This is a genomic window from Paenibacillus lignilyticus, from assembly GCF_017942085.1.
GTDB classification, from domain to species: Bacteria; Bacillota; Bacilli; order Paenibacillales; family Paenibacillaceae; genus Paenibacillus_Z; species Paenibacillus_Z lignilyticus.
Window position 1 is genome coordinate 118,896 of record NZ_JAGKSP010000015.1, and the last position, 22,114, is coordinate 141,009.

Genomic DNA, 22,114 nt, shown 5'->3' on the forward strand with positions numbered 1-22,114 from the left:
TCCAAGAAACGCGAAGGGGGAACGCAAATGAAGGAGATTTCAGCAGGTGGCGTCGTGTTCCGTAAGGTTGGCGGTGAGCTGCAGGTGCAGTTGATCCAAGACCGCTATGGCAAGATATCGCTGCCTAAAGGCAAAATGGAACCGGGCGAAACCATTGAGCAAACAGCCCTTCGCGAAATCGTCGAGGAGACGGGAATGGAAGGCGTCATCGTTTCGCCAATCGATCAAATCAAATACAAATACAACCATGAGTCCAAAGGGCTTGTGGATAAAGAAGTTCACTACTATCTCGTGGAAGCAGTGGGCGGTAAGCTGCAAGCGCAGGTAGAGGAAATTCGAGGCGTGGAATGGTTTGAACCGATGGAAGCATGGCGCAGGCAGAAGCAATCCGGCTACAACAACAATGATCGGATTCTGGCCGGAGCGCTGCGCCTGCTCGGATTGAACGTACAGAACGGCGGCTGATTCAGGTTGCTGACAGCTTCCTTAAACGTGGAAGATAACAGATCGGCAACGCAATTACCGAGCACAGGACATTAAAGATGGTTTGGGCATGAGCGATTTGACTGGCCGGCGACGAGGTTAAAGAGGCCGCAATGGTGCCAAGTTCGCCTGCGAACGGTGCAAACAAGGCGGCTCCGCCGACATTAAGCAGCACATGAGCCCAAGCGACGAAACGCCCCGATGGCGTTCCCCCAAGCGCAGCAAGTACGGCTGTGACACATGTGCCGACGTTGGCGCCGAGGACAATCGCGATGCCTACGTCGAGCGGCATGGCGCCGGACTGAGCGAGTCCCATCACAATGCCAATAACGGCGGCGCTGCTGTGTACGGCAGCCGTTAGTACGACTCCTGCGGCAAGCCCCCACAGCACGCTGTCTTCTGCGCGGCTAATAAAGCCTTGGAAGAAGGTTGTCGCTTGTACGGCAGGTGCGACGGATTGCATCAGTCCGATTCCGATCAGGAGCAATGCGAATCCTCCCGTTACGACGGATCCGTTGCGAAATGGTTTTAAGAAAAGGCTAACTTTCCGCCCTGCACGACTGAAGCTGCCAAGGCCAACTTCGCCGAATAAGGCGGTTAGCAGCCAGAGTACGAGCGAGATTTGGAGCAGCGGCCATCCAAGGCTGCCAAGATTAAGACCGATCAGCTCGGTCGTTAAGCAGGTACCGATATTGGTGCCCAGAATGATGCCGAGCGTACGAGGGAACGTGAGAACACCGGCATTGACCAGTCCTATTGCGATTACGGTAACGGCTGTGCTGCTCTGCAGTACAGCCGTTGTTGCTGTCCCGACAGCCAAACCGTGCAGCGGTGTGGCGGTGGATCTGCGCAGTACGTCCTGCAGGCGATGGCCGACAGAACGATGCATCGCCAGCTCCATCGCTCTCATGCCGAGCATGAAGATGACAAAGCCTCCCAGCACGCGGGTTATTATCATGAATAACATGGCAGCAAGCTCCTTTAACAAGATTAACGATACATATGCAGTAGATTGGACGAGCATGACAAGATCGGACCAGGCAAGCGATAGAAAGAAAGGATGAGGATACGGATGGAACGCGCTAAGGCGATATTGCAGCGTGACCGCAAGAAACGATTGGAGGCCGGGCACCCATGGGTGTTTGCTGGCGAAATTAACCGTGTTGAAGGAGAAGCTGCACCGGGAGATTTAGTTGACCTGGTTACGCATCAAGGCAAGTATCTGGCGACGGGCTACTGGAATCCCAAATCGCAAATTACCGTTCGGGTAACATCATATAAGCCGATTGAAGCTATGGACGAAGCATACTTCCGCGAGCGTTTCATGCAATGCGCCCAGCATCGGAGTCGTTTCGTAAACGGTCATGATTGCCGATTGGTCTATGGAGAGGCAGATTTCCTGCCGGGGCTGATCGTAGACCGATTCGGCGGCGTGCTGGTCGTGCAATTGCTGACATTGGGCATGGATATTCGCCGTGAAGCGATTGTCGCAGCATTGGTTGCCGTATTTGCGCCGCAGGGCATTTACGAGCGCAGCGATGTGTCCGTTCGCGAGCTGGAAGGAATCGAGCAGCGGACAGGCGTTCTGTATGGCGAATGTCCGCGTATTGTGGATATTCTGGAAAACGGGCTTCAGATGGAAGTGGACATCGTAGAAGGACAGAAGACAGGCTACTTCTTCGATCAACGCGAGAACAGAGCTTCGATCGCGCCTTTGATGCTAGGCTGGGGCGCGCGCAGCGGCATTCAATTGAAGCCGGTAGAAGAAGGCTCGCCTTCTTCGGCTCCTTCCGATGATACCGGCACACTGGCATCTCTGAACGAAGAGAAGCTTGTCCCCGTCAATGCGAATGGCAAAGTAGTCACATTCCCGTATTGGGATGGCGCTACGGTGCTCGAATGTTTTGCACATACGGGCAGCTTCACGTTGCATGCCTGCAAATATGGCGCAAAGAAAGTAACATGCCTTGACGTATCCGAGCATGCGATCGAAACCGCACGCCGAAATGTCGTTCGGAACGGCTTCGAGGAACGAGTGGAGTTTGTTGTCGCGGACGCATTCGAATATCTTCGCAGACAAGTGAAGGGAATCGAAGAACGCCAAGAGCGCGGTAGCGCCAAGGCCGTGGATACCTCGAAGAAGATGGGAGAAGCTGGCCGGAAATGGGATGTAGTCATTCTTGATCCGCCGGCGTTCACGAAGTCGAAGAACGCTATCGAAGGCGCAGTACGCGGCTACAAGGATATCAACCTGCATGGGATGAAGCTTGTGAATGAAGGCGGCTATCTGGTCACTGCCAGCTGCTCCTACCATATGCGTCCCGAGCTGTTCCTTGAAACGATCCAAGCAGCAGCAATCGACGCAGGCAAGACACTGCGTTTAATCGATTGGCGCGCAGCCGGCAAGGATCACCCCCAAATCGTCGGCGTCAACGAAGGCCATTATTTGAAGTTTGGGATATTCGAAGTACGGAGCCGCTAGTATCAACTTGATTATCGTATTTAACGCTCCTAATCTTAGGCAATCGCTTAAGAGTGGGAGCGTTTTTGTGTCGTTACATCCGCACTGTTGGCGGCATTAGCGCATTCATGTACAATGAAGGCATCCAACTACTAAATGAAAGCAGAGTGAATGCCAGCGAATGCGAGCGTCTCTTCGAACGAAGCTCATTATCGGATTTTTTGCGGTTACGGTACCGCTCTTTGCACTGTTGCTCTACAACAATTTCTATGCGATGAATGTCGTGCGCGAGGAAGTGGGGCAATCGAACAAAAACTTACTATCCATGTACCGCAATGAAATTGATCGCACACTCGTCGAATCGGAGAGCTACTTATACAATTTCGTTGTGTTGAATGAGGATTTGCGACGGTACGGGAAGTCCCAGCCAAGCAGCGCAGCTTATTTTTTCTCTAAAGTGCGAGTGCAGAACAAGATGATTCAAGATATGGTGAATTACCCGAATGTCAATTTAGTTTTCACGTATGGCAAAGCAGAAGATGAGCTGCTAAGCACTTCTTTTCGCGGGGGCGATGCAGCAAGGCTTGAAACGGTCACCAAGGTGCTGAAGAGCTACATTGCCAGCCAGTCTGATGCGCAGCTTCATGAGAAGTCGTGGAAGGTCATCAAACAAGACGGTGAGCTTGCCATCGTTCGGCTCGTGCCAACGGATTACGGGCAAATTGTCGGCGTCTGGACCGATATCGATAAGCTCATGGTACCGCTTAGCTATCTAGAGCTCGGTAAGCAGGGACAGGCTATGTTCATTGCGCGCGACGGTACGCCTCTTACTACTGCATACGTAAGGGGGTTAAACACCGCTGGAACGAAGCTCTCGCTTCCGAGCGAGAATGAGCGGTACACCAGATTGCATATGGCCGATCAAAGCGATTATCTGCTCGTTTCAACCGCCTCAAAGTTCGCCCCGCTGCATCTTGCGGTGCTCGTTCCAGAAAGTACATTGCTGCAGCAGCTGCCCTACTTCCAACGATTATTTTTCATCATTCCCTTATTCGGCTTGGCCGTTCTGGTCATTTACTTGCTGCTGCTTCAGCGCGCGCTGCTTAAGCCCATGTATGAACTGATCAAAGGGATGCGGCAAATTAAGCGCGGTGATCTGGAGACGAGGCTGATGGCGGGGAGTACGAGAGAGTTTGGCATCATAAACGATACATTCAATGATATGGCGTCACAGGTGCATGATTTGAAGATCCACGTGTACGAGGAACAGATTCGAACACAAAGAGCGGAGCTCAAGCATCTACAAGTGCAAATCAATCCCCATTTTCTGTTGAATGCAATCAATATCATATACAATCTGGCGGAACTGAACAAAACCGATCTCATCAAGAAAATGTCAACGCATATCTCGAAATATTTCCGCTTCGTCACACGAACGAATTTAAATAGCGTCAGCGTGAACACAGAGTTCGAGCATTTGCAAAGTTACCTTGAAATTCAGCAGCTGCGATTTCCACAGTATTTGCGTTTCGAGATCAACATTTCACCGGGACTAGAGAAGGAAATGCTGCCGCCGCTCATCATTCAGCCGTTTGTCGAAAATGCTATCGTGCATGGGTTCGAAATGGGGCCAGAGCACTTCACGATCCGTATTGCAGCCAAACCGGCAACTAACGAAGACGCTGCTTACTACGAGGTAACGATCAGCGATAACGGTGTTGGTATTGCGGATGATCAATTGGTAGAACTGCAGCGCGGTGATATCCATGCTGATTTCGAGGACGGTCACCTCGGCATCTGGAATGTGCGGCATCGGCTGAAGCTGCAATACGGTACTTCGGCAGAACTGAAATTTGAGCATGGAGAACCGAAAGGCACCGTAGTAACGCTCCGTATTCCATGCTCGACGACGACGTCCACTGGATAAAGAAAGGAAGGCTATCATGTATAATCTGCTGCTCGTTGATGACGAATGGTTTGCGATTGAAGGGCTTAAGAGCGGAGTAGACTGGGAAGGACTCAAATTCGGTGCGATTTATGAGGCTCATAACGCCGAGCAGGCCAAGCAAATCTTGCAGCAAACCGCAATCGATGTAATGGTATGCGATATTGAGATGCCGGGAGGCAACGGGATTAGTCTCATGGAGTGGGTGAAGGAGCAGCAGCTTTCACTGGAGACGATCTTTCTTACTTGTCATGCCGATTTTAAATATGCCCAGCGCGCCGTCCATTTAGGAAGCTTCGATTATTTGCTCAAGCCGGTTGATTATCGCGAGCTGCAGGATACGGTGCACAATGCACTGGAGAAGGTAGCTGCCGCCCATGACGCTAAGCAGCGCAGCGAAGCGTATGAGAAAGTATACAGCAAGTGGGAAATGAGTAAAAACGTGCTGTTTGAACGGTTTTGGCAGGATTTATTTTGGCAGCGGCTTATTCCAACTCCAGCTAACATTGAGCGTGCATTGACGGAAAGCCTGATGCCGCTATCGACGGAAGCGCGCATACTCCCGATTCTGATCGGGATTGAACAATGGGGGAAGCCACTGAACACTAGAGAAGAGGAAATGATGGAGTTTGCTTTGCGAAATGCAGCGAGCGAGATGCTGCTGGGCGGCTTTCCCGGTCAGGTGCTGCAAGACGGCAGCGGCGTTCAATTCGCGTTGTTCTTCGACGATCCGAACAGCGGAAATCGCAAGCCGCAGTATGATGAAATCAAACGCAGCTGTACAAGCTATATCGACGCATGCGCTGCCTATTTATATTGCCACGTATCTTGTTATATCGGAGATTGGGTTCCTCTAAGTGATGTATCCCGGCTTTATAACGCTTTGATCCAAATGGAGCACCACAATGTCACTAGGTCGCAGTCTGTTCTGTTCTACAGAGAGCAGCCGTTGGAGGCGCGCGCGACGAGGCTTCCCGCATTGTTCCAATGGTCAGAGCTGCTCGAGCACGGCATACGGGAGGAGCTGCTGCTACTTGCGGATGAAGTATTCGCAGACTTGCGCAAGGATACGAACGTGACTAGTGAAACGCTCCGCGCCTTCTACCATGCACTGCTGCAAACGATTTATTATGTGCTGCATAAGAGGGGCATATCTGTCGTAACGGTATTCCCGGGAGGAGTACTGTTGGATGAAGCGAGTGCAACGCGCTCGCTTCATGCCCTTCAAGTACGGACACAGAGCATGATCGACACGGTAACCATGCATATGTCGCTGCTGGACACGGAATCCACGGTCGTTGATAAAGTGAAGCGTTATATTAGCGATCATCTGTTTGATGATTTGTCCCGAGAAGAGCTCGCTGCTTTTGCCCACATTAATTCGGCATATTTATCGAGGCTGTTCAAGAAAGAGGCCGGAGTGAGCTTGACCGACTTTATCGTAGAGGAACGGATGAAGAAAGCCAGGGAAATGCTGCTGTACTCCGAGGAGTCCGTTAGCAATATCGCTAAAGCGTTCCACTATACCAACTTTTCGCATTTTTCCAAGCTGTTTCGCAAATATTACGGCATGAATCCTCAGGAATACCGGAGACAGTTCACAGAGGAATGAGAGAGTCTGCTAAGGAGCAATCCTTTGCAGGCTCTTTTTTTTAGTTATTATGCAAATGTCACAATCGGTATTGAGGAAGTCATCAATCGAGTAGGTCGATCATAGAGGAGCGACTAGAATAAAGCTATAGTTCACAAGAGGTTTGGAGAGATGAAGGATGCAGACGGTGCCTAAATCAGCGAAGAGATTTTCATTATGGAAGGCGATCGTAAAGTACCGCGTTTTGATTATCATGACGATCCCGGGACTGCTCTATTTTATGATTAATAACTATTTGCCGATGTTTGGAGTCATTATTGCGTTTAAGGAGCTCAGCTATACGAAAGGAATTCTGGGCAGTGATTGGGTAGGGTTCAAAAACTTCGAATTTCTATTCAAGACAGAGAGTGCCTACATCATTACGCGAAATACAGTTCTCTATAATACCGTGTTTATCTTTATCAATGTAGTTCTATCGGTCGCAGTAGCCATTCTGCTGAATGCGATTAAGCGCAAGATCGTTTCTCGCTTTTACCAGAGCATCATCTTGCTCCCGTATTTGCTCTCGGCCGTTATTATCGGTTATCTCGTATTCAGCTTCCTGAGCGTCGAGTACGGCTTCGTCAACAAGCTGATCCTGGAACCGCTTGGAATGGATACGGTTTCGTGGTACAGCGAGCCGAAATATTGGCCGTACATCCTCATAATCGTCAATGCATGGAAGAGCGTCGGTTACTTCAGCATCGTTTACTTGGCGGCGATCGTCGGTATTGATTCGGAGTATTACGAAGCAGCTGTGCTGGATGGTGCGAGCAAGTGGCAGCAAGTGAGATCCATTACTATCCCGCTCATTATGCCGGTCATTATGACGCTTACACTGCTGCAGATCGGTCGGATTTTCAACGCAGACTTCGGCTTGTTCTTCCAGGTTCCTATGAATTCCGGCGCACTGATGTCCACTACGGATGTCATCGACACTTATGTATATCGAGCCTTGCTCCAAATGGGCGACATCGGCATGGCTTCCGCTGCAGGATTATATCAGTCCGTACTGGGATTCCTGCTCGTATTCGGAGTAAATGCTGTCGTTCGAAAAGTCAACAAAGAGAATGCATTATTTTAACGGAGCAAAGGGGATTATGAACATGATGAACGTTATCTCGACAAGGCGGAGCAAGCAGTGGATCATTCATCTTCTGTTTCTGGTGTATATAGCCGCAACGCTCTTTCCGCTTCTGCTGGTGTTTATGGTTTCAATCACAGAGGAGAAATCGCTGCTTATTCACGGGTATTCAATTCTCCCGCATCAGATTGATTTTAGCGCCTATCGCTACCTCTTCCATGACTCACAAACGATTGTGCGAGCTTATGGCGTTACCATCTTAGTGACGATCGCGGGAACGATTGGTTCATTGCTCATGACATCATTGTTCGCTTATCCCTTGTCCAGGCGGGACTTCCCGTTTCGAACGCCACTTACCTTTTATGTTTTCTTCACGATGCTCTTTAACGGAGGACTTGTGCCATGGTATCTGGTGTATACCAAGTATCTAAGCCTAGATAATACGCTGCTCGCATTAATTATTCCGAATTTACTGATGAGCGGCTTCAATATTCTCATTATGCGCACCTTCTTTATGAATACGATTCCGCCGTCGATTATTGAGTCGGCTTCCATTGATGGCGCCGGGGAGCTGCGGATCTTCTGGCAGATCATCCTTCGACTGTCGCTGCCGGTCATGTCCACAATTGGACTGTTCTGCACGTTAGCCTATTGGAACGACTGGTACAATAGTTTAATCTTTATCAGCGATTCTCACAACTACAGCATCCAATACCTGCTGAACAAGACGCTGCTCGATATTCAAGTGCTGCTCAGTCAGACGGGCAATTCCGGGCAATCTCAATTGCTCGCGAATGCACCTACGGAGACGATTCGAATGGCGATGGCCATTATCGGAATCGGACCGATCATATTGGCTTATCCATTCTTCCAGAAATACATTGTGCAAGGCTTAACGGTAGGCGCCGTGAAAGGCTAATTCTGGAATGTTGAGTTCCGGTTTAGTATAAAGAAACTAACGGAGAAAAATTGGGAGGTTAACGAAAATGAGAAAGCACGTCAACAGGTATCATCTTGTCCTTCTGCTTCTGCTGATCTTTTCACTGGTTGCAGCAGGCTGCGGTTCATCAGGCAACAACAGCAAAACGAATACCACGAACAGTGAAAGCAAGGACAGCAACAATGGCAAGAACGAAGGCACGGAAACGGCAGATACCTCCAAGCAAGATCCGTACAATATCGTCATGGTATTCCCTGGTCCTGAACCGAAGGATCAGAAGCTTGTCCTAGATGAAGTGAATAAGATTCTTACATCCAAAATCAATGCGACGCTGGAGATCAAATCGATCGACTGGAGCGCATGGAGCGACAAAACGAATTTGATGTTTGCTTCCGACGAACCGTTCGACCTGATGTTCTCTGCGGGCTGGTTCGGTTTTACACAGCAGGTTGCAAAAGGTCAGTTTATTCCGTTGGATGATTTGGTCAACGAATATGGTCAAGATTTCTTGAAAACAATCGATCCGGCAATCGTCAATGCGGCAAGGGTAAACGGCAAGCTGTACGGCATGGTTGCGAACAAAGAGTTTGCTGCGGATAAAGGACTTATTCTTCGCAAGGATCTGGTCGATAAATACAAATTTGATTTATCCACAGTGAAAGAACTGGCTGATATGGAGCCCATGTTCAAAACGATCAAAGAAAACGAGCCAGGCGTTACCCCATTCATTACAACAGGCGGGGCATCCCCATCGGCCATGATTTTGGATTACGGCTATTACGATATGCTTGGTGAAGGACCGGGTGAGCTGGTGCGTACCGGTTCGGATCTGAAAGTCATCAACAAAATCGAAGATCCCAAATATATGGAATATGCAAAGCTGATGCGTAAATGGTACGAAGCGGGCTATGTCAACAAAGACGCGGCGACGCTTCAAGATATCGGTAAAGCACTTGGTGCCGGTAAAGCCTTTGCCCAAACAGGATCGTTTAAGCCAGGCTCTAATCTTGACAACTCCCGCACACAAGGAACCGATCTGGTAGAAATTCAATTGGCGACACCGTTCACAAGTACGACGGACGCGACAAGCGCTGTATTAGCGATCTCCAGAACCTCAAAGGATCCGGCACGCGCGATGCAGTTTGTTAACCTGCTCTACTCGGATAAAGATATTATGAATCTGCTCATCAACGGTATTGAAGGCAAGCACTATGTGAAGAAGTCCGACAATGTGATCGATTTCCCTGCCGGCGTTGATGCAGGCAGTTCCGGCTATCCGCCAACAAGAAACTGGATGCTGGGCAATTTGCCGCTCGTTTATCTATGGGCAAGTGAAGATCCGCAGAAATGGGAAGCTTATGCGGCTTACAACAAGAGTGCTGAGAAGTCTCGTGCACTTGGTTTTGCTTTCAACGCTGAGCCGGTGAAGACAGAGATTGCAGCAACAAGCAACGTAGAAAAAGAGTTTAAGAATGTCATCGTAACCGGTTCTGTAGATCCGGAGAAATATATCCCAGACTTTATTGCGAAGATGAAAGAAGCCGGTATGGACAAAATCATTGCGGAGAAGCAGAAGCAATTGGACGAATGGGCGAAAGCTAATCAATAAGGATGAAGGATGGGGAGCACCATGAAAGAGATAAAGATCGGTATTATCGGGCTTGGCGGCATGGCAAACGTGCACATGGAGTATATGGCCAAAATCGAAGGTGTTAGCGTTACTGCTATATGCGATTCGAATGCAGAAGCAGTAGAACGTGCCGGGGAGAAGCTGGGCATTCCGGCTGAGAAACGGTATATGAGTTATGAAGCTATAATTGCAGACAGCGATGTGGATGCCGTATTGTCCATCACGCCGAATCAAGTCCATCATGCGATTGTAAAATGCTGCTTGAAGCACGGGAAGCCGTTCATGACGGAAAAGCCATTTACAAGAACCTATTCGGAGGCGCTTGATCTGCTGCAGCAGTATGAAGAGAATCCGATTCAATCGATGGTAGGTTTCTCCTACCGCTACGTTCCTTCATTCCGCTATGCTCGCGATTTGGTTCGTTCCGGCAAGCTGGGAACCGTCCGTCATATCTTCGTGCAGTATTTGCAATCATGGGGGGTTGCGATGGTCGGCACTCCGATGAACTGGCGCTACCGCAGCGAATTCACCGGAACTGGGGCGCTTGGCGATCTTGGTTCCCATATGGTCGATGCCGCACGGTTTATCGTTGGCGAGATTGCGGAAGTGTCTGCTCAAATGAAAACCTTCATCGTGAATCGTCCGGACCCGGCAACAGGTAAGGTAGGCACAGTGGATGTGGATGATTTTACAGGCTTCTTGGCGACGTTGGAATGCGGAGCTGCAGGTGTGTTTCAAACCTCCCGCAATGCTTATGGCTCCGGCAATCAGCTGGAAGTGACGATCTATGGCGATCTTGGCACAGTTTCGGTCAGCTGTGAGCGCGGTCAGGAATTGACTTGGATTCAGCCGCAAGTTGATGCAGCAGACCCATCTATTAGTATGAGTGGTGTTCATAAAGTGCCTGCGCAGTATCATATTACGCAGATGCAGGATTTCATTGATATGCTCCGAGGTCATGTTCGTGAGGAGCTTCCTACATTGTTGGATGGTTACCGCAATCAAGAGGTGCTTGAAGCCATTCAACAAGCAGCCGAGCAGAAGAGAACCATTGCTTCTGCGGATGTCCGCGAAGCAGCATTGGAAGCGGGAGGTATAAGCTAGTATGACAAAAGTTACAATATGGAATGAGTATCGGCATGAACTAACGAATCCGACCGCGGCTTCTATTTATCCGCAGGGGATTCATCAGGTAATTGCGAGCGGCTTGCAGGCGCATGAGTTAAGCACCAGTACAGCCACTCTGGATGAGGCAGAACACGGACTAACCGAAGAAGTGCTGCAGAACACCGATGTGCTGATTTGGTGGGGACATATGGCACATGATGAAGTCCGAGACGAAATCGTGGAGCTCGTTTATACGAGGGTGCTGGAAGGTATGGGTTTGATCGTACTTCACTCCGGCCACTATTCTAAAATATTTAAGAAGCTGATGGGCACAACCTGCGCGCTCAAATGGCGGGAAGCGGATGAGAAAGAGCGACTATGGGTAGTCGATCCCGCGCACCCGATCGCAGCGGGCATTGGCGAGTTTATTGAGCTGGAGCAGGAAGAAATGTACGGCGAGCATTTCGATATTCCGGCACCGGATGAGCTTGTATTCGTGAGCTGGTTCCAAGGCGGGGAAATCTTCCGCAGCGGCTGCACGTATAAGCGCGGGCAAGGAAATATCTTTTATTTCCGACCGGGACACGAGACATATCCAACGTACCACAATCAAGACGTAATCCGCGTCATCGCAAACGCGGTGAAGTGGTCGGCAGCAGGAAAAGGCGCAGCACCAAAGTATGGCCATGTGCCGGTGCCTCTTGAAACGCTATAAGGTTAACGTGCAGCGCATTAGCGCTGCACTTTTTTTGTTGCAAGTGGCTGATGAAAGGCCGGATGCCGAATGTAGAACTTAAATTGTAGAATGTAGAATTATTTCAGCCAAATGACTGGGGTGAAAATCTAACGAACCGTACGGCATTATTCCTCCGTTGATTGGTTATCTGGAACAAAGAACAATTTACCTCCATATAAATCGAACAAACGTTTGCGTTTTGGGGTGAAACAAGATTAGGCGTATGGTAGAATAGTAGAATCGAATAACGAGAAGAGGTTGGCGGATTATGACGCTCCGATTTGTAATTGGCCGGTCAGGGTCGGGGAAGACCCATTATTGTTTGGATCAAATTCGCAGCAGCGTGCTGGCGCAGCCGGACGGGCCGCCGATTGTCATATTGGTGCCGGAGCAGGCAACCTTCCAAACGGAATATGCATTGCTGAATCATGCTGAGCTTAGTGGTTCTATTCGAGCGCAAGCACTCAGCTTCCGCCGTCTATCATTCCGGATTATGCAGGAGACAGGCGGCACCGCGCTGGTTCCGATCAGCGAGAACGGCAAGAATATGCTGCTTTACAAAATCGTCCACCGGCTCGAGGAGCAGCTGCAGTTGTTCAAAGGCAGCGAATCCCAGCATGGATTCATTGAGCGTCTGGGCGAACTGATGACAGAGTGGAAGAGGTACGGCATTGGCACAGATGAGCTTTCCTCATTCGTCGAAAGCAGAATGCCTCAGAAAGGCAGCTCGCTGCTTGGGAGGAAGCTTCATGATCTGCAAATGATAGCCTCAGGACTTGAGCGCGAGCTGGACGGCCTCTATGTCGATGCCGAGGATTATTTGAGCTGGCTGGTCAAAGGTTTTCATCAAGCGCCTTCTATGGCAGATACAGAGATTTGGGTAGATGGCTTCCATGGATTTACGCCTAAAGAATTCGACGCGCTCGGTACGCTGATGAAGCACTCCAAAGGCATGACCGTGACGTTAAATTTGGACAAGCTTTACGAGCAAGGCGAACAGCCGCATGAGCTGGATCTATTCCGGCCGACTGCCGAGACCTATATGAAGCTTCGCGATCTGGCAATCGAGAATGGCGTGGAGATTGAGGAGCCTGTCCTGCTGGACGGCATCCCTTACAGGTTCAAGCATAATCCGATGCTGGCTCATTTGGAACGCCATTATGGCGGAAGGAAGCCGCTTCATCTATCAGAGCATGAGCTGGAGCGTGGCGGCGTCTCGCTTCATGCCGCAGCTAATCGCCGCGCAGAAGTGGAAGCCGTTGCTCGTGATATTACGCGAAGAGTACGTGACGAAGGGCTGCGCTACCGGGAAATGGCCGTCATGGTGCGCAATGCACCGGACTACAACGATTATATTAAGGCGGTTTTTGCAGACTACGGTATCCCCTATTTCCTCGATCAGAAGAACGGCGCGCTTCATCACCCGTTCGTCGAGTTTATTCGTTCGGCGCTGGAAATTGCGACCCACGGCTGGCGTTATGAAGCCGTATTCCGCTGTATTAAATCCGAGCTTCTCATCCCCGAAGACGGCAGCATTACGAGGGAAACGTTTGATTTGCTGGAGAACTATGCGCTTGCATCAGGCATGAACGGCAACAGATGGACGACGCTCAGCCAGTGGAAGCCCTTAATGCGGGATACGTTGGATGGCGACCCGGTACAAGCAGGCGAGAATGAGCTAAGGGAATTTGACGCGATTATGGCCGCAAGGGAGGCTGTCGTACCGGTTCTTCGCAAGTTCAGCAGAGAGATGAAGAAAGCCGGCAGCGTTCGCCAAATGTGCGAGGCCATTTACAGACTGCTGATCGCAATCGAAGCGCCTGATCGTATGGAACGCTGGAGTCGCAAAGCGATTGCGGAAGGCAATCCCCTTCGGGCGAGAGAGCATCGCCAGCTATGGGACGGCGTTATGGATTTGCTCGATCAGCTGACCGAAATGACGGGAAGCGAATCGATGCCGCTTGAACTGTTCACGGGCATGGTAGAGACCGGACTTGAGAGCTTGAAGCTGGCATCCGTTCCTCCTTCCCTCGATCAAGTGCTGATCGGAAGTATGGATCGAACGCGCTCCGGCCAAATCGCAATTTGTTATTTGCTTGGCGCGAATGACGGGGTCATGCCGCAGCGCATGCAGGAGGACGGCGTTCTAACCGAGCAAGAGCGTGAAACGCTTGAATACGGCGGGCTCATCATGGCGCCGGGCGTGCGCCGCAAGCTGTTGGATGAGCGATTTATGATCTACAATGCGCTTACGACACCAAGCGAGCATCTGTGGATAAGCTGGCCGCAGTCTGATGAAGAAGGGAAAAGCTTGCTTCCTTCGGAAATTATCCGCCATATTAAAGGGCTTTTCCCCGGCATGACGGAGAAGGGCATCGCAGGCGAGCCGGTCCCGGCCATGCCGGAGTCTGTCCAGCAATCGTTTATGGCGCATCCGGAACGAACGCTGTCTTACCTCATCGCACAATTGCGTCTTTGGAAGCATGGCAGCGAGATAGCTCCGCTGTGGTGGGAGGCATACAACTGGTTTGCCGTTAGGCCGCAGTGGCAGGACAAGCTTCAGCGTCTCGTTGCTTCTCTGCAATATACCAACGAAGAAGTGACGCTCTCTCCGGAAACCGCCGAGCAATTATATGGAACGCTGCTGCGAGGAAGCGTGTCGCGAATGGAGCGTTTCGTGTCTTGCCCGTTCCAACATTTTGCGATACACGGACTCCGTCTTCGTGAGAGAGCCCTCTACAAATTGGCTGCTCCGGATATCGGACAGCTCTTCCATGCTGCACTAAACCGGTTAACGGAATCATTGGGCGACAGCTGGCCTTCTCTGACGCCGGAGCAGCTTCGCGAGGCATCAACGGAAATCGTCAACGAGCTGGCGATGAGGCTGCAATCGCAGATCCTGTTCAGCAGCAACCGACATCAATACGTAGCGCGCAAGCTTCGCGATATTATTAGCCAAGCTGCGGTTATTCTGGGCGAGCATGCAAGGCGTGCGCAGTTTAAACCGGTAGGACTTGAGATCGGCTTCGGGCCGCAAGGACCATTGCCGCCTGTTACGATCCCGCTGTCTGATGGCAAAATGCTGGAGATGGTCGGCCGAATCGACCGCGTTGACGCCGCGCAGACAACAGACGGTCTGCTGCTGCGTGTCATCGACTATAAGTCTAGCGCGAAGCAGCTTCGCTTAGAGGAAGTTGCCTACGGAATGGCGCTGCAAATGTTGACCTACTTGGACGTGCTGCTTACGCATGCGCCGGAATGGCTGGGTCAGCCTGCGAAAGCAGCAGGTGCATTGTATTTCCACGTGCATAATCCGATGCTTTCCACCTCCAACGGCATGCCGCCCGCGAAGGCGCGTACGGAAATATTGAAGCGATTCAAGCTTAAAGGGCTGGTTCTGGCCGATGAGGAAACAGTCAGAATGATGGACGGGGCACTATCAACGGGGTATTCCGAGCTATTGCCGCTTGCGCTGAAGCGTGACGGCGGCTTCTATAGCAGCTCTTCGGTCGTTTCCGATGAGCAGTGGGGAACGCTGCGTCGTTCGGTACGGGGGACGCTTCGCCGAATCGGCGATCGGATCGCCGGCGGAGATGTTTCGATAACCCCGTATCGACTGGGAAATAAGACGCCATGTCAATTTTGTGCGTATAAGCCGGTGTGTCATTTTGACCCATTGGTAGAAGGCAATTGCTATACAAGGCTTAATAAGCCGGGCAAAGATGAGGTCTGGGAGCTGCTCGCAAGCGGTGATGATGAAGGCGATACAAGCGATGTACAAGAAGATACAGGAAGGAGGAGCAAAAGTAATGACGACAACGTTACCGGGGAGTTCAACTCTTCCACCGAAGCCGATCGGAAGCACTTGGACAGATGATCAATGGCGAGCTATTGTGACAGGCGGCAGTAATATATTGGTTGCCGCGGCTGCGGGCTCAGGGAAGACCGCAGTTCTGGTCGAACGGATCATTCGCAAAATATCGGCGGATACCGATGTCGATCGACTGCTCGTCGCTACCTTCACGAAAGCGGCCGCCGCGGAAATGAAAGAGCGCATTCGGATCGCGCTGGAGAAAGAGCTGGATCGAAATCCGAGCTCTGATCATTTGCGCCGTCAGCTTGCATTAATGGGACGCGCTTCGATTACGACGCTGCATTCCTTCTGCCTTGATGTCATTCGTCGCTATTATTCGCTGATCGGACTTGATCCCGGATTTCGCATCGCCAACGAGACTGAGGCGGAGCTTCTTCGCATTGACGTGCTTGATGCCCTGTTCGAGGAGCGTTATGGGGAACCGGAATCGGAGGAAGGTCAAGCCTTCCTTCAGCTTGTCGATAAGTTCGGCGGGGAACGAGGCGATGAGCCGCTTTACGCGCTTGTGATGAAGCTCTATCATTTCTCGCAAAGCCATCCTTGGCCGAAGGTATGGTTAGAGGAAACGGCGAATGCGTTCCAAGTTCAGGGTGCGGATGAGCTCAGCCAAACCGAATGGGTGACAAGCCTGACGGATGCCGTCTCGTTGTCTCTGCAAGGGGCGGTAAGCCTGCTGGAGCAAGCGGAAGCTCTAACCTACCAACCCGGAGGTCCGGATGCTTACGGCGAGACGTTCCGAGAGGATCTGATGCTTGTCCGTTCACTTCTGCAACGTGTTGAAACCCAGCCATGGACCCTGTGGCATGAAGGTTTCAACACTGCGGGCTTCGGGAAGCTGAAGAGTCAGCGCGGCGATGCATGTGACAAGGCACTGCAGGAGCAGGCAAAGGATTTGCGTGATCGGGCTAAAACGATCATAGCCGATTTGACCGACGAGCTGTTTACACGTACGCCTGAGGAGTTTGCGGCGGAGCTGGCCGAAATGGCACCGCTCATGAAGACGCTGGCCTCGCTGGCTGATCAGTTCGGCAGCCGATTCGAAGAAGCGAAGCTGGAGAAAGGTTTGATCGATTTCGGCGATATGGAGCACTATTGCCTGCGTATTTTGCGGGACGCTGATTCCACTGCGACATCGTTAGTGCCATCAGCCGCGGCATTGGAGTATCAGCAGCAGTTTCAGGAAATTTTGCTCGATGAGTATCAAGACACGAATATGGTTCAGGAAGCGATCGTATCGCTGATCTCGCGATCAGGCAGAGGGAACCGATTCATGGTTGGCGACGTGAAACAGAGCATCTATCGATTCCGTTTGGCGGAACCGGGATTGTTTCTGCGTAAATATAAGCGTTATCAGATGGCCGGCGAAGTCGACGCTGCAGCTTCGGAGATTGTGCCTGACGAGCAAGGCAGCGGCGAGTTTGGCGTACGGATCGATCTGGCACGGAATTTCCGTAGCCGGCAGGAAGTCGTGGATGGCGTTAACAACGTGTTCCGCGCAATCATGCGTGAGAAAGCCGCGGAGATGGACTACGATGCGCGAGCAGAGCTGGTGTGCGGCGCGGCCTATCCGTCTTCAAGCGAAGGAGGCCCTGCCGAACGTTATGCGGTAGAGCTTGCCGTACTGGACCGTGGCAAAGGGGAATCCGCGGAGCATGCTACAGAAACGCAAGAAGAGACGGATTCGGAAGGCGAAGGTTCAGCGGCTGAAACGGCGGAAGATTTGCAAACCGTTCAGCTTGAAGCCCGCTACATCGCAAGTCAAATCGTTCGTCTGAAAGGCATGGGCACCGATGCGGCAAACGCACAGCCATTCGAGGTGTATGACGGCAAGAAGGGCCGTAAGAGACCGCTTGCTTGGCGAGACATCGTTATTTTGCTGCGGGCCGATAAGCAGTGGGCGCCCGTAATCATTGAGGAGCTGCAGCAGCACGGGATTCCGGCCTATGCAGAACTAAGCAGCGGCTACTTCGAGGCGACCGAGGTTGAAACGATGCTGTCGCTGCTTCGCGTCATCGACAATCCTTATCAAGATATCCCGCTGGCCGGCACACTTCGCTCACCGCTGGTCGGGCTGACGGGCGAAGAGCTTGCTCTTATTCGAATCGCTGCGGGACGCGTTTCGTATTTCGAAGCGGTCAGACATGCGGCGGACGATTCTAATATACCTGAAGATACGCAGCGCAAGCTGCAAAACTTCCTAGCAACGCTTGAAGTGTGGCGGGGGGAGGCACGGCAAGGCTCACTTGCTGATTTGCTATGGCGCATCTATCGGGAAACCGGCTATTACGACTTGGCGGGCGGTATGACGGGCGGGCTGCAGCGACAAGCGAATTTGCGCGCGCTTCACGACCGGGCAAGGCAATATGAGGCGACAACGCTCCGAGGTTTGTTCCGATTCCTGCGGTTTATTGACCGGATGCGCGAGAGCGGCGGTGACCTCGGAACGGCGAGAGCGCTGGGGGAACAGGAAGATGTCGTACGCATTATGTCCATACACAAGAGCAAAGGACTGGAATTTCCGGTCGTCTTCGCTGCGGGCCTTGGCAAACAGTTCAACAAACGGGATCTAAGCAGTCCGTTCCTCATGCATAAACAGCTGGGCTTCGGGCCTCGTTATGTGGATACGGAGCTCAGAGTCAGTTATCCGACTTTGCCGCAGCTGGCGATCAAACAGCGTCTCGCGATGGAAACGTTGGCGGAAGAGATGCGGATCTTGTATGTAGCCTTGACACGGCCGAAGGAGAAAATGTTCCTCGTCGGAACGGTTGCAGACGCTGCAAAGCAGCTGCAGCGCTGGGAGTCTGCGCTGGATGCGGACGGCGGATTGGCGGATTTCCGAATCGCCGGCGCGTCGAGATTTCTGGACTGGCTCGGTCCGCTTGCAATGGGAGCGGGAATTCCGACTGTCATGGTGAATGACATGGAAGATTCCGTGGACGTACCAGGAAGCTCGGAAGTATCCGAGCACGCTGAAATTATCGATTTCGCGGGAGTTGAACACGAATCGGATACGCCACCGTCAACGGATAGAGTCATGGAAGATGACGGAAAAGTGATCTCCTTCAGCGATTGGCGGACAGCCGTCGTTCCTGCATCAGTGCTAGGTCTAGAAGCGGCAGTTGGCACGGAGGAAGAAACGGAAGAGGCAGCGGCTTTTGCAGAGCGCATGCAAGCGGTGCAGGAGCTTGTGCCACTGCCGGAATCGCCGGAAGCGGCGGCGGAGATTGACCGACGTCTAAGCTGGCAATATCCCTATACGGCGGCAACAATGACGGCAGCCAAGACATCCGTAACCGAGATGAAACGGCTGCATGCCGAAGCCGGAATGGACGAGGCGGCGTTTCTGCTGACGGAGCTGGCCGGCGAAGATGGTATGGCCGGTTGGGGATCGGCGGAAGAAGTTGTTCCTCATGAGGAAGCGTCTGAGCTCGAGGCGGTAGTGTCGCCACCTAACGTTGTAGGGATTCAGGATCAGGTCGAGTTTCTTTTTGACGAGGAATCTATTAGCTTGGTCCAAGAAGAACCGACTTCCCGGCGTGCAGCTGATGAGACTGGTAAAGGAAAACACACCGGCGATAGTGACTATACCTTCCGTCTGCGCCGTCCGAAATTCATGGAGGAAACCGCATTAACGCCGGCCGAACGAGGGATGGTCAGCCATCTCGTGATGCAGCATATTCCGCTCACGGACGAACTGTCGGAAGAGGCAGTACGAGCAACGGTTGCAAGTCTTAGAGAGCGCAATATGTTGTCTGTTCAGCAGGCGGCGGCCGTGGATGTTGCGGGTTCGGCGGCATTTTTTCAAAGCGAGGTCGGGCTTAGGCTGCTGCGGGCACAGTGGGTGCGCCGCGAGACGCCGTTTAGCTGCACGTTCCCCGCGGATCGCGTGTATCCCAATGCTTCGCACCAGTTGAGCGACGAGCCGATCCTTATTCAAGGGGTTATCGATTGCTTGTTCCAAGATGAAGCAGGCAGACTTGTGCTGCTCGATTATAAAACGGACCGGATTACGCTGAAACGATGGACGGAAGCGGCGGAGCGTCACCGTTTCCAGCTGACGCTGTATGCGGAAGCGATTCAGTCTATTATTGGCCGCAAGATTGATGAATGTTATGTGTTCTTCTTCGATGGAGGACAAGCGGTGAAATTGTTCTAGAAGAGAAGGGACGGGGAAACAAGCGATGCGCATACTGCATACGGCAGACTGGCACTTCGGGCGGTCGCTCGAAGGCCGCAGCCGATTAGAGGAACAAGCGGCTTTCGTGGACGAGCTTGCCTCTCTCGTAAAAGACGAAGAGATTGATTTGGTGCTGCTTGCAGGCGATGTCTACGATTCTGTTAACCCGCCGGCCGCGGCGGAGCAGCTGTTCTATGAAGCGGTTGCCAGATTGGCCGACGGGGGGAAGCGGACCATAGCGGTTATTGCGGGCAATCACGATCATCCGGAGCGGGTGTCCGCGTCCGCGCCGCTTGCTGCACGCAGCGGCATTCGTCTGGTGGGCATGCCGACAGACCAACCGATTATTGTTGATGTTGCCCGCACAGGGGAGCAGGCGGTTATCGCAGCGTTGCCCTATCCGTCAGAATCGAGGCTGCGCGAGCTGTTAAGTGAAGCGACCGATGAGGCGCTGCTGCGCACGGCCTACTCGGAGCGAGTGGGGCGGCTTATGACGCAGCTTGGCGGTGCTTTTCGCCACGATACAGTGAATTTGGCCATGAGCCATATTTATGTACTTGGCGGGTTGGAGACCGATTCCGAGCGTCCGATTCAAATCGGAGGCGCCTATACGGTTGATCCGTCCGCGCTTCGAATCGGCGCGCAGTATGTTGCGCTTGGCCATTTGCATCGTCCACAGCGCGTTGCCGGGGATGAAACGATGCGGTACAGCGGCTCGCCGCTGGCATACAGCTTCTCAGAAGCCGGGCAAGCGAAGTCGGTTACCGTATTTGATGCGGAGCCGGGTAAAGCGGTTGTGCCTCAGGAGATATTGCTCAGCTCCGGCAAACCGCTGGTGAGCTGGAATGCCAAGGGCGGTTTGGCCGAAGTCTATAGCTGGCTCGAAGATGGACGCGATACGCGTGCATGGATTGACCTGGACGTATGGATGACCGAAGCGATGACGCTGCAGCACATTCAGCAGCTGCGTAAGCTGCATGACGGGCTCATTCATATTCGTCCCATATATCGGGAATCCGCCGGCGCGTTGGAATCGGGCGAACGCTCACGTGAGCAATTGCCTGCGGAAGAGCTGTTCAGGCGCTTTTTTGCCAAACAGACCGGAGGCGGGGAACCGGATGATCATACCGTTCAGTTGTTCCTGGAGCTCATTGCCGAAGAGGAAGATGTGCAAGGCGGCGACAACGGCGCAGCGTCTTCAGACGGCGATCTCCAACTGTCGGGAGGTGATCGCGCATGAAGCCGATATCTCTTCGTTTAAGCGGGTTGCAGAGCTACCGGGAACCGCAGGAGGTCGATTTCGAACGGCTTACCGAAGCCGGAGTGTTCGGAATCTTCGGTCCGACAGGAAGCGGGAAATCCAGCATTTTGGATGCGATTACGCTAGCGCTCTATGGCAAAGTAGAACGAGCCGCGAACGGCACACAAGGTATTATGAATCAAGCAGAGAAAACGCTCGCGGTGTCGTTCACGTTCGAGCTCTCCGGTGCCGGCGAGAAGAAGCGTTTTCGTGTCGAGCGGCAATTTAAGCGCGGCGGCGATGTGTCCGTTAGCAATACGATCAGCCGTTTCGTGGAGATTACCGAAGCCGGCGACATCGTCCTCGCGGACAAGCTTGTTGACGTGACGCGCTGCGTAGAAGCGCAGATTGGTCTTCACATGCAGGACTTCACGCGCGCGGTGGTTCTCCCGCAAGGGAAATTCGCCGAGTTTCTGTCGCTGACCGGCAAGGACCGACGCTCGATGCTGCAGCGTCTGTTCCGTTTGGAGCGATTCGGCGACGGATTGGCGTTGAAGCTTAGCCAGCGCATGAAAGCGGCGGAAGCCGCGCTTAACGAGGCGGCGGCCGAGCAGCTGGGCCTCGGCGACGCCTCTGCCGAAGCGGTGGCTGCCGCGGAGGCACGTTACCGCGAAGCGGCGGCCGCGGCCGCGGCCGCGCGCGCCGCGCTTGCCGAGGCGGAACGGCTGCACGCGGAGCGCCTGCATGTGCGCGAGCGGCTGAGCGCGCTGCGCGAGAAAGAGGCGCTGCAAGCGCAGCTGCTCGCGG

At 52.6% G+C, this 22,114-nt stretch carries 14 protein-coding genes; 13 read left to right on the forward strand and 1 reads right to left on the reverse strand.

Annotated features, from left to right (window positions below; all coding sequences use genetic code 11):
- Positions 1-27: 27 nt before the first annotated feature.
- Positions 28-465, forward strand: coding sequence for an NUDIX hydrolase (locus I8J30_RS26115; RefSeq protein ID WP_210663152.1), 438 nt, complete (start codon positions 28-30; stop codon positions 463-465).
- Position 466: 1 nt separating this feature from the next.
- Here I8J30_RS26115 and I8J30_RS26120 read toward each other — a convergent pair whose 3' ends face one another.
- Positions 467-1,450 (reverse strand): Na/Pi cotransporter family protein, encoded by a 984-nt coding sequence (locus I8J30_RS26120; RefSeq protein ID WP_210663154.1) that lies wholly within the window; start codon positions 1,448-1,450, stop codon positions 467-469.
- A gap of 105 nt (positions 1,451-1,555) precedes the next feature.
- Here I8J30_RS26120 and I8J30_RS26125 point away from each other — a divergent pair, with 105 nt between their 5' ends.
- The 12 genes from I8J30_RS26125 to I8J30_RS26180 form a co-directional block, all read left to right on the forward strand.
- A complete protein-coding gene (locus tag I8J30_RS26125) occupies positions 1,556-2,965 on the forward strand; it encodes a class I SAM-dependent rRNA methyltransferase (protein WP_210663156.1) in 1,410 nt (469 codons plus the stop codon).
- A gap of 160 nt (positions 2,966-3,125) precedes the next feature.
- Entirely contained in the window at positions 3,126-4,871 is a 1,746-nt protein-coding gene (locus I8J30_RS26130; protein ID WP_210663158.1) for a sensor histidine kinase, read from the forward strand.
- A 16-nt stretch (positions 4,872-4,887) separates the two neighbouring features.
- Positions 4,888-6,501, forward strand: a complete 1,614-nt coding sequence (locus tag I8J30_RS26135) for a response regulator transcription factor (protein ID WP_210663160.1) — start codon at positions 4,888-4,890, stop codon at positions 6,499-6,501.
- Positions 6,502-6,658: 157 nt separating this feature from the next.
- A complete protein-coding gene (locus I8J30_RS26140) occupies positions 6,659-7,603 on the forward strand; it encodes an ABC transporter permease (RefSeq protein ID WP_240548382.1) in 945 nt (314 codons plus the stop codon).
- A gap of 22 nt (positions 7,604-7,625) precedes the next feature.
- Positions 7,626-8,522, forward strand: coding sequence for a carbohydrate ABC transporter permease (locus I8J30_RS26145; protein WP_240548383.1), 897 nt, complete (start codon positions 7,626-7,628; stop codon positions 8,520-8,522).
- A gap of 67 nt (positions 8,523-8,589) precedes the next feature.
- Complete coding sequence (locus I8J30_RS26150) at positions 8,590-10,152, forward strand: ABC transporter substrate-binding protein (RefSeq protein ID WP_210663162.1); 1,563 nt, start codon at positions 8,590-8,592, stop codon at positions 10,150-10,152.
- Positions 10,153-10,173: 21 nt separating this feature from the next.
- Positions 10,174-11,277 (forward strand): Gfo/Idh/MocA family protein, encoded by a 1,104-nt coding sequence (locus I8J30_RS26155; RefSeq protein WP_210663164.1) that lies wholly within the window; start codon positions 10,174-10,176, stop codon positions 11,275-11,277.
- 1 nt (position 11,278) lies between these two features.
- Positions 11,279-11,995: a ThuA domain-containing protein gene (locus tag I8J30_RS26160; protein ID WP_210663166.1), complete on the forward strand. Its 717-nt coding sequence runs from the start codon at positions 11,279-11,281 to the stop codon at positions 11,993-11,995.
- Between the two features lie 289 nt (positions 11,996-12,284).
- Entirely contained in the window at positions 12,285-15,893 is a 3,609-nt protein-coding gene (gene addB, locus I8J30_RS26165; protein WP_210663168.1) for a helicase-exonuclease AddAB subunit AddB, read from the forward strand.
- Positions 15,826-20,046 (forward strand): helicase-exonuclease AddAB subunit AddA, encoded by a 4,221-nt coding sequence (addA, locus tag I8J30_RS26170; protein WP_210663170.1) that lies wholly within the window; start codon positions 15,826-15,828, stop codon positions 20,044-20,046. Before addB ends, addA begins: the two co-directional genes overlap by 68 nt.
- Positions 20,047-20,071: 25 nt before the next feature.
- Positions 20,072-21,307 (forward strand): exonuclease SbcCD subunit D, encoded by a 1,236-nt coding sequence (locus I8J30_RS26175; RefSeq protein ID WP_210663172.1) that lies wholly within the window; start codon positions 20,072-20,074, stop codon positions 21,305-21,307.
- The coding region (locus I8J30_RS26180; protein WP_210663174.1) for an AAA family ATPase at positions 21,304-22,114 on the forward strand (811 nt) is incomplete at its 3' end. The genes I8J30_RS26175 and I8J30_RS26180, both read left to right, overlap by 4 nt.